This is a genomic window from Massilia glaciei (assembly GCF_003011895.2).
GTDB classification, from domain to species: Bacteria; Pseudomonadota; Gammaproteobacteria; order Burkholderiales; family Burkholderiaceae_D; genus Telluria_A; species Telluria_A glaciei.
On record NZ_PXWF02000331.1, the window covers coordinates 1 to 5,298 of the forward strand.

General features: G+C 61.4%; 7 protein-coding genes. 4 read left to right on the plus strand and 3 right to left on the minus strand.

Features of this window, described 5'->3' with window-relative positions; translation table 11 throughout:
- A partial coding sequence (locus tag C7C56_RS26470) for a cupin domain-containing protein (RefSeq protein ID WP_106760333.1) occupies positions 1–439 on the plus strand: 439 nt, incomplete at its 5' end.
- A gap of 21 nt (positions 440–460) precedes the next feature.
- Here the strand turns inward: C7C56_RS26470 and C7C56_RS26475 are convergent.
- Positions 461–829 (minus strand): hypothetical protein, encoded by a 369-nt coding sequence (locus C7C56_RS26475; RefSeq protein ID WP_106760334.1) that lies wholly within the window; start codon positions 827–829, stop codon positions 461–463.
- Positions 830–1,014: 185 nt separating this feature from the next.
- Positions 1,015–2,019 (minus strand): DUF4261 domain-containing protein, encoded by a 1,005-nt coding sequence (locus C7C56_RS26480; protein ID WP_181373372.1) that lies wholly within the window; start codon positions 2,017–2,019, stop codon positions 1,015–1,017.
- Positions 2,020–2,212: 193 nt separating this feature from the next.
- On the opposite strand from C7C56_RS26480, the gene C7C56_RS29200 reads away from it, so the two are divergent.
- The 3 genes from C7C56_RS29200 to C7C56_RS26490 all read left to right on the plus strand — a co-directional run bounded on the left by C7C56_RS29200 (position 2,213) and on the right by C7C56_RS26490 (position 4,050).
- Positions 2,213–2,530 (plus strand): DUF5335 family protein, encoded by a 318-nt coding sequence (locus C7C56_RS29200; protein WP_267874742.1) that lies wholly within the window; start codon positions 2,213–2,215, stop codon positions 2,528–2,530.
- Between the two features lie 241 nt (positions 2,531–2,771).
- Positions 2,772–3,170, plus strand: coding sequence for an OsmC family protein (locus C7C56_RS26485; protein ID WP_106760336.1), 399 nt, complete (start codon positions 2,772–2,774; stop codon positions 3,168–3,170).
- A 4-nt stretch (positions 3,171–3,174) separates the two neighbouring features.
- A complete protein-coding gene (locus tag C7C56_RS26490) occupies positions 3,175–4,050 on the plus strand; it encodes a pirin family protein (protein WP_106760337.1) in 876 nt (291 codons plus the stop codon).
- A gap of 329 nt (positions 4,051–4,379) precedes the next feature.
- On the opposite strand, the gene C7C56_RS26495 is transcribed toward C7C56_RS26490, so the two are convergent.
- The coding region (locus C7C56_RS26495; protein ID WP_106760338.1) for a glutamine synthetase family protein at positions 4,380–5,298 on the minus strand (919 nt) is incomplete at its 5' end.

Sequence of the window (5,298 nt, forward strand, 5' to 3'; positions counted from 1 at the left end):
TCACAAAAATTTAAACCTCGAAACCGACTTTTCGCATGTCAAACCGTCGGATACCGAGTTTGTCTCGGGCGGCAAGCGCGACTTCTTCCAATACCGCGACCTCGGCGTCGAACAGGCGACCCACGGCAAGGTGCTGGCCCAGCTCGTCCGCGCCAGCGCGGCGCCCGACAAGGGGACCGGCTGGCATATCCACGACGCGCAATTCCACATCGTGTACATGCTCAAGGGGTGGGCCCGGTTCATGTACGAAGACCAGGAGACGCTGGTGTCGGCGGGCGATTGCATCCATCAGGCGCCTGGCATCCGCCACTACCTGTTTGACTACTCGCCCGATATGGAGTATCTCGAAGTGGCGGGACCGGCGCAGTTCACCGACATCCCGGTGCCGGCGCCGTTCGACGCTCCCGCGCCGAAAGGCTGGGAACAAAAGCCGGTGTAACAGGTAACAGCCGCCGCCGGTTTACGCCGCTTCCGCGCGTTCGATTGGTTCGTCCGACAAATCCCATACCTTGAAATGGGATTGAATCTCGAAGAATTCCTTGAACATCGCGAGGCTGCGTTTTTGCGGCCAATGTTGTTCGTCGGTGTGCCACGAATTGAGGAAATGGGTGAAGAACAGGTCCCAGCGTTGATGGACCCAGCTCTCGGCGACGTCCAAATTCTCGACCTTGCTCTGCGACACCAGGAAGCCGTTCGGATCCTTCCGGATTTCGGCCAAGGTCAGCTTGGGGGGATTGGTGCCGGCGCCCATGAGCCAGTCGTAGGCTGCCTGTTTTGGCAACAACACAATGAGGCTGCGATTGATCGTGAAGTGCGGTTGCTCATACATGGCGGCGTCCTCGATAGATCCAAAACCACCATTTTAGCCTGTCATTCAGCAAATTTGCCAGCATGCATGCGCAGTTGGCGTCCCTCGCCGCAATTGCGTTGCGCTACGGGCAAGCGGCAGGACCCGCCCAGCCTTCCCGGGCCCCGAATCGGCCATCAAGGCGCGTTTTTCGCGTTGCATAATACTCACCATTTTTTCCACCAGCTCTTTTTGGCGGTTTCGGAGGCGCGCCCCGCTTCGGAAACAGCACTCTTTGATGGCAACAGTATCTCGGGAATCTTCGCCGCATCCAGCGGCAGCCAGCGAATGACGTCGCGCGGCGGGCTGCTCAGGCCATTTTCAAAGCTGTAGGCTTGCCAACGAATATCTCCAGGGCCATCCATGGTGTCGCCATCCTTGATGATGTTTCCGTTGTTGAGAATATAGAGTGAGGTATTCCAAAGAAAATTGTCAACCTCCCTCGGCAAAAAGCAATCCTTATGGAATGCCGCTTCGTGGTCCGGCATATCGAGCTGCCAATTCCCGACCGTGTCCATGATGAGCCAGTCCGACTCGAGCTTGAACATCCTGATGTTGCACCATACGTCGAGAGAAGGCAGTGATTGCGTGCTGTTGTAATCAAGCAGATCCTCAAGTTTGGAAGCCGACAACAGTTTTTCTCCGCTTGGGTTGAAGTAGCAGATTGCCTCATCCAGCGCAAGAAGCTGCTGGGCGACGTCGGTAATGAAGTCCAACTCGCGGACCGGGTCGTAGTTTGCCGGCAGTATCGCGGCGTCATCATTGGAACCGAGGACATAGCTGGTTCTGATACGGACGAAGGCGGTATGGCGCTCGACGTCCGAGGCTCCGTGATCCCAGGTCCAAGACTGCTCGACGGCCCTACCGAGCCCGCCAGGATAGGCGAAGGGACCAAAATGGCCCATCGACCATGCCCCGAAAAGGGTGGCTTCGTCTTTTGAATCTCCCATCTGATCGGGCCATTTACGCGCTACGATATCGACCATAACGCGGCCGTTAACCGCCGCATCGTATTCGAAGACCAAAGAGGGGCCGCCAAATTCCCAGTGCCCGGCCGCAGCCACTTCGTTACCGATCATGTACGAGGCGCAAAGACATTCACGAAGCGCGTCAAGTCGCACTGCATCCGACAGCAGAATGACCAGCCCCTGCGAAAATACACCCTTACCCATTATTATTCCTTCGTCTCGAAAGTCATGTCGGTCGACTGTCGATTGTAGCTGCATCCGAATAGGACGCCCTTGTTCGACCAGCGGGGCCGTGCAGGCCATGCGACACCGTGGAATTTTACGCAGCCGGCGGGGTCTAACAGCCAGGTTACTCAAGGAGAGATAACATGGCGACCGAACAACTGGACAAAGCAAAATGGCAGCGTTATTTCGATGCATGTCCAAAATACTCCCCAACCACGAGGCCGAGATCGAGGTCAACTCGCTCGCCATCGGGGCGCAGACCGAGTCCGAATTCGCCCCCTTCCTGGGCATAGTCTACGACCCCAAGAGCGACATGGTCGAAGTCCTGCTCGAGGGCTGGGACCACACCATCTTCAGTCCGCGCGAGGTGTTCGTCGACCACGACGGCATCAAATTGAAGAGTGTGATGATCATGGATGGCGACGGCATACAGCAAATCGTCCGATTGCGCGAACCGCTGGCCTTGCCGGCGCTCGGCGCCGCGGCCTGACGGCGCATTAACGCCACGCACGCGCGCCCGTGCCGCGCCCGTGCCGCTTCCGGACCGCGTCCGGGCTAGGTTCGCGCCGTCATCGAGGTGGCTGCGCATGCCCATGGGCCAAGCCTCGGCGCGGCCATCGGAGGGCCATTCGGCGCGACCACGCCGGGCGTTCCTTGCGCTCCCGACAACGCCTCGGACCCGGTTTTTGGTGTAAATTTGAGCTTGACCGTCAATTACCGGAAAGAAGCAGATGCCGATCACCGTCACCCGCGACCTGTCGCAGCCGATGCGCCATATCGTCCATATACGCGGGCACGAGTTCCCCGTCGATGTCAGCGCGGACCAAGGCGGCACCGACAGCGGCCCCGGCGCCCACGATCTTTACGACGCCGCGCTCGCCTCGTGCAAGGCGCTCACGGTCGTGTGGTACGCGCGCCGCAAGGGCATCGCGCTCGACGATGTGCGGGTCGAGATCGAACGCGACGCCAGCGAAGAACGCCATGGCATCTACCGCCTCCATACCAGGCTCCACCTGTCTGGCGATCTGAGCGAGGCCCAGCGCCAGGAACTGCTGGCCGCGGCCGGAAAGTGCCCGATCCATAAGCTGATGAGCACGGCCGCCACCGAAATCACCACCTCACTCGCTTGACGCCATGGCCATCGCACATCTATTTAAACCCCACGACAAAGACCTTGGCGGCGGCCTCACGGTACGGCGCCTGCTGCCGGCGGCGGCAAGGCAAGCGGTCGGTCCATTCATCTTTTTCGACCATTTCGGGCCCCTCGACGTGCCGCCCGATGCCAATCACGACGTGCGCCCCCACCCGCACATCGGCCTGGCCACCGTGACCTATCTGTACGAGGGTGCGATCGATCACCGCGACAACCTCGGTTCGGTGCAGCGCATCGAGCCGGGCGCCATCAACTGGATGACGGCCGGCAGCGGCATCGTCCATTCCGAGCGCACCCCGGCCGACCTCAAGGGCAAGCCGCGCCGCAGCCACGGGTTGCAATTGTGGGCAGCTTTGCCGCGCGAGCACGAGGAAGTCGCGCCAAGTTTTTCCCACACGCCGGCGAGCGCCATTCCCACCGCCACCTTCGCGGGCGGCGAAGCGCGTGTGCTGATCGGCAGCGCCTTCGGCCAGACCTCGCCCGTGGCCACCTTCTGCGAAACTTTGTACCTCGATATCAGGCTCGAGGCCGGCCACACCCTGCTCCTTTCCAACCTGCCGCAAGAGGCGGCGCTCTACACCATCAGCGGCAACATCGCGCTCGACGGCGAGGCGCTCGAACCGCACGTCATGGCCTACCTGGAAACGGGCATCGGCACGCGCGTGAGCAGCGCCGACGGCGCGCGATTCGTCGTGATCGGCGGCGAACCGCTGGACGCCCGCCGCTTCATCTTCTGGAACTTCGTCTCGTCGAGCAAAGAACGCATCGCGGCGGCATCGGAGGCCTGGGAGGCCCAGCGCTACGCAAAAATCCCCGGCGAGACCGAGTTCATACCGCTGCCCAAGCCGCCCCGATGATCATCGAGGCAATGTCCAGGCTAGGAGCCTGTCGGGCTTAGGATCGTCGGCTGCAAAAAGTGCTGGACGGTCCATATTTCGCCGCTTTCTCGGCCAATAGCTCGCTATTGGCACTGCGAAATCGTCAAAATCTGTCCTCGTCCAGCGTTTTTTTGCCTCGACCGTTTCGCTTCGACTCCCTAAGTCCGACAGGCTCCAGGACAGAATGTTGGTTCCGTTTATAGGCGCAGGCATCGGACTGGGTATGTTTGCGCTAGCCGCCAAGGCAGGACAAGCCACCGCGGCGAAAGAAAAAACGCGTCGACAAGGGCTCGGCCACGCCAGCCTTGTCACACATGAAGCAACAGATGTTCACGCTCCCACGGGCTGATGACGGTCATGAATTCGAGATGCTCCTGGTCTTTGATGGCGGCGTAGACGTCGACGAAGCGCTCGCCGAGCACCTCGCGCAGCTTGCCTTCGGCGCGCAGCAGGCGCAGCGCTTCGGGCAGCCCCTGCGGCAGCACCTCGTCGCGCACGCGCGCGCTGCCGCTGGTGCCCTCGCCCGGCGCCAGGCGCTCCGTCATGCCAAGGTAGCCGCACGCCAGCGTGACCGCGAACGCCAGGTAGGGATTGGCGTCGGCGCCGACCAGGCGGTTCTCGATACAGCGCCCCTGCGCCCCCGACTTCGGCACCCGAAAACCGAGCGTGCGGTTGTCGCCGCCCCACCGCACGTTGACCGGCGCCGCCGTGTTCGGCACCAGGCGGCGGTAGGAATTCACATACGGCGCCACCAGCGCCATGGCCGCGGGTATGTAACGCTGCAAGCCGCCGATGTAATGGAAGAAGGCCGGCGAAGGCTTGCCATCGGGCAGGCTGAATAAATTGTTGCCGCTGGCACTGTCGCGCACGCCCTGGTGCAGGTGCATCGCAGAGCCGGGCTCCCTGCCCATCGGCTTGGCCATGAAGGTCGCGTACATGCCGTGCTTGAGCGCCGCTTCGCGCACCGTGCGTTTGAAAAGGAACACATTGTCGGCGGTTGACAGCGGTTCGCCGTGCAGGAAATCGATGCCCATCTGGCCAGCGCCGAACTCGTGGATGAGGGTGTCGACGTCGAGTTCCATCAGCTCGCAGTAATCGTAGATGTCCTCGAACAAGGGGTCGAATTCGTTGACCGCGTCGATGCTGTAGATCTGGCGGCTGGTCTCGGCGCGCCCGCTGCGGCCGATCGGCGGTTTGAGCGGCAGGTCCGGGTCTATGTTCTTGGCA

What these genes read in the sequence shown, in the direction of transcription:
- C7C56_RS26475 (WP_106760334.1), bottom strand. Translation starts at nt 829, where the DNA reads ATGTATGAGCAACCGCACTTCACGATCAATCGCAGCCTCATTGTGTTG.
- C7C56_RS26480 (WP_181373372.1), bottom strand. Translation starts at nt 2,019, where the DNA reads ATGGGTAAGGGTGTATTTTCGCAGGGGCTGGTCATTCTGCTGTCGGAT.
- C7C56_RS29200 (WP_267874742.1), top strand. Translation starts at nt 2,213, where the DNA reads ATGGCAGCGTTATTTCGATGCATGTCCAAAATACTCCCCAACCACGAG.
- C7C56_RS26485 (WP_106760336.1), top strand. Translation starts at nt 2,772, where the DNA reads ATGCCGATCACCGTCACCCGCGACCTGTCGCAGCCGATGCGCCATATC.
- C7C56_RS26490 (WP_106760337.1), top strand. Translation starts at nt 3,175, where the DNA reads ATGGCCATCGCACATCTATTTAAACCCCACGACAAAGACCTTGGCGGC.